General features: G+C 63.1%; 3 protein-coding genes and 1 pseudogene. 1 reads left to right on the top strand and 3 read right to left on the bottom strand.

Annotated features, from left to right (window positions below; all coding sequences use genetic code 11):
- A partial coding sequence (gene mmsA, locus B3D39_RS20005) for a CoA-acylating methylmalonate-semialdehyde dehydrogenase (protein WP_286790007.1) occupies window positions 1–1,133 on the top strand: 1,133 nt, incomplete at its 5' end.
- Window positions 1,134–1,231: 98 nt separating this feature from the next.
- Here the strand turns inward: mmsA and B3D39_RS20000 are convergent.
- The 3 genes and pseudogenes from B3D39_RS20000 to B3D39_RS19990 form a co-directional block, all read right to left on the bottom strand.
- Window positions 1,232–1,582 (bottom strand): H-type lectin domain-containing protein, encoded by a 351-nt coding sequence (locus B3D39_RS20000; protein ID WP_078546656.1) that lies wholly within the window; start codon window positions 1,580–1,582, stop codon window positions 1,232–1,234.
- Between the two features lie 106 nt (window positions 1,583–1,688).
- A complete protein-coding gene (locus B3D39_RS19995; protein WP_078519400.1) occupies window positions 1,689–2,090 on the bottom strand; it encodes a F0F1 ATP synthase subunit epsilon in 402 nt (133 codons plus the stop codon).
- A gap of 9 nt (window positions 2,091–2,099) precedes the next feature.
- A pseudogene (locus B3D39_RS19990) lies at window positions 2,100–2,768 on the bottom strand (F0F1 ATP synthase subunit beta); the annotation flags it as partial.

The raw sequence follows: 2,768 nt of genomic DNA, 5'->3' as shown, positions 1-2,768 counted from the left end.
CCGACAGCGTCTCCAAGGGGCTGGACGTCTATTCCATGCGCCAGCCGCTGGGTGTCTGCGCCGGCATCACGCCGTTCAACTTCCCCGCCATGATCCCGCTGTGGAAAATGGGCCCGGCGCTTTCGGCCGGTAACGCGATGATCCTCAAGCCGTCCGAGCGCGTGCCGACTACCGCAATCATGCTTGCGGAACTGGCGCAGGAAGCCGGTCTTCCCGACGGCGTGCTGCAGGTCGTCAACGGCGACAAAGAAGCCGTGGACACGATCCTCGATCACGAGACGATCCAGGGCGTGGGCTTCGTGGGTTCGACCCCGATCGCGCAATACATCTACGGTCGTGCAGCAACCAACGGCAAGCGCGCGCAGTGCTTCGGCGGCGCGAAGAACCACATGATCATCATGCCCGACGCGGACATGGACAAGGCTGCCGACGCGCTGATCGGCGCGGGCTATGGCGCCGCTGGCGAGCGCTGCATGGCGATCTCGGTTGCGGTTCCGGTGGGCGACGGCACGGCGGATGCGCTGGTCGAGCGTCTCGTGCCGAAGATCGAGAAGCTGAAAGTCGGCCCCTACACCGGTGGCGACGACGTGGATTACGGCCCCGTCATCACCAAGCAGGCGCAGGAGCGGATCAAGTCGCTCATCAATTCGGGTGTCGATCAGGGTGCGAACCTTGTCGTCGACGGCCGCGACTTCTCGCTGCAGGGCTATGAGGACGGCTTCTTTGTCGGCCCGTCGCTCTTCGACAACGTCACTCCCGACATGGACATCTACAAAGAGGAAATCTTTGGCCCGGTCCTGTCGATGGTGCGCACGAAGTCCTATGACGAAGCGCTCGATCTGGTCATCGACAGCCCCTACGGCAACGGCACCGCGATCTACACCGCCGATGGCGATGTGGCACGCGACTTCGCGGCGAACGTCAATGTCGGCATGGTCGGCATCAACTTCCCGATCCCCGTTCCGCTGAGCTACTACACCTTCGGCGGCTGGAAGAAGTCGGCCTTCGGCGACCTTAACCAGTACGGTCCCGACGCCTTCCGCTTCTACACCAAGACCAAGACCGTTACGGCGCGCTGGTTCTCGGGCATCAAGGACGAAGGCGCGGCGCTGAACTTCAAGGCGCTCGACTGATCTTTCGGCGGGGCGGTTTGCGAACCGCCCTACCCCACAGATAGGAAAACGCCCCGCCGATGGACGGGGCGTTTTTTCATGGGATCTGTCGGTGCAGATCAGTCGATGTCCCAGTCATCCTCATGCGAGACGCCGCCCAAGGCCAGCCAATCCGCGCGCACCCGCGCCACACGGCTGTCGCCCCAAGTGCGGAAGACGATCACGAACCCCTCGGGCGTGACGCCGTCGCTGGAGATATCCATCCGCGAATTGTGCTTACCGTCCACGTCCCACATCGACAGCGAGACCTGCACCATCGGCGTCGCGCGGAACGGCTCGGGGAAGGCAACCTTCTTGCGTAACTCGCGCGGCCCCTCGCCCGTCCACATGGCGCCGCCATCCTGATAGTCGGAGAACAGCACGAGCGAGCCGCGTTGCATCCCCAGACGGTGGCTTTCGATCGTGATCATCGCGAGAGGGCCTCTTTCTTTCAACCTGAGGCAGAGCTTACCGCAACTGCGGACAATAAAAAGCCCCGGAAAATCCGGGGCTTCCTAAATCTTTTCGCAAGAGGTCTCAGCTCAGCATATGCGAGCCGAGGGCCTCCATGTCAGCCAGCAGCTTCGCGGTCATGTCTGCCACCGAAGGATGCGCCTCGTCATGGACGCGGCGGGCTTCCTCGATCAGGCGATCGTGGACTTCCTTGGTGAACTCTTCCGCGGGCAGCGAACGCTCGGCCAGAACCGTGATCCCCTCGGGGGTGATCTCGGCGAAGCCACCCGTCACCGCGTAGCTCTGGGTTTCCGACCGCGTCACCATCGTCAGCTTGCCGGGACGCAGCGTGGTCAGCATCGGCGCGTGGCCGGGCATGACCGTGAGGTCACCATCCGCACCAGGCACCATGACCTCGACCGCCGCCTCTTCCGAGGCCAGCTTGCGCTCGGGCGCAACGAGATCGAATTGCATCGTGTCGGCCATAATGCCTCCTTACGCCGCAGCGGCGAGTTTCTCGGCTTTCGCTTTCACGTCCTCGATGCCGCCAACCATGTAGAAGGCTGCTTCGGGCAGGTGATCGTATTCGCCTGCAACAACCGCCTTGAACGACTCGATGGTGTCTTCGAGCGGAACCTGAACGCCGTCCGAACCGGTGAACACTTTCGCAACGTCGAAGGGCTGCGAGAGGAAACGCTGGATCTTACGGGCACGAGCCACGGTCAGCTTATCCTCTTCGGACAGTTCGTCCATACCGAGGATGGCGATGATGTCCTGCAGAGCCTTGTAGCGCTGGAGGATCTCCTGCACCTGACGGGCGACCTTGTAGTGCTCTTCGCCGACGATGCCCGGATCGAGGATACGCGAGGACGAGTCCAGCGGGTCCACAGCCGGGTAGATGCCGAGTTCCGAGATCGCACGCGACAGAACGGTCGTGGCGTCGAGGTGGGCGAAGGTGGTGGCCGGAGCCGGGTCGGTAAGGTCATCCGCGGGCACGTAGACGGCCTGGATCGAGGTAATCGAGCCGGCTTTCGTCGAGGTGATACGCTCCTGCATCGCGCCCATGTCGGTGGCCAGCGTCGGCTGGTAGCCCACTGCCGAGGGGATACGGCCCAGAAGTGCGGACACCTCGGAACCCGCCTGCGTGAAGCGGAAGATGTTGTC

Source organism: Thioclava sp. UBA3469 (genome assembly GCF_002378135.1).
Lineage (GTDB): Bacteria > Pseudomonadota > Alphaproteobacteria > Rhodobacterales > Rhodobacteraceae > Thioclava > Thioclava sediminum.
Note: the sequence above shows the minus strand (reverse complement) of the source record. Positions and strands in the feature narration are given on the sequence as shown.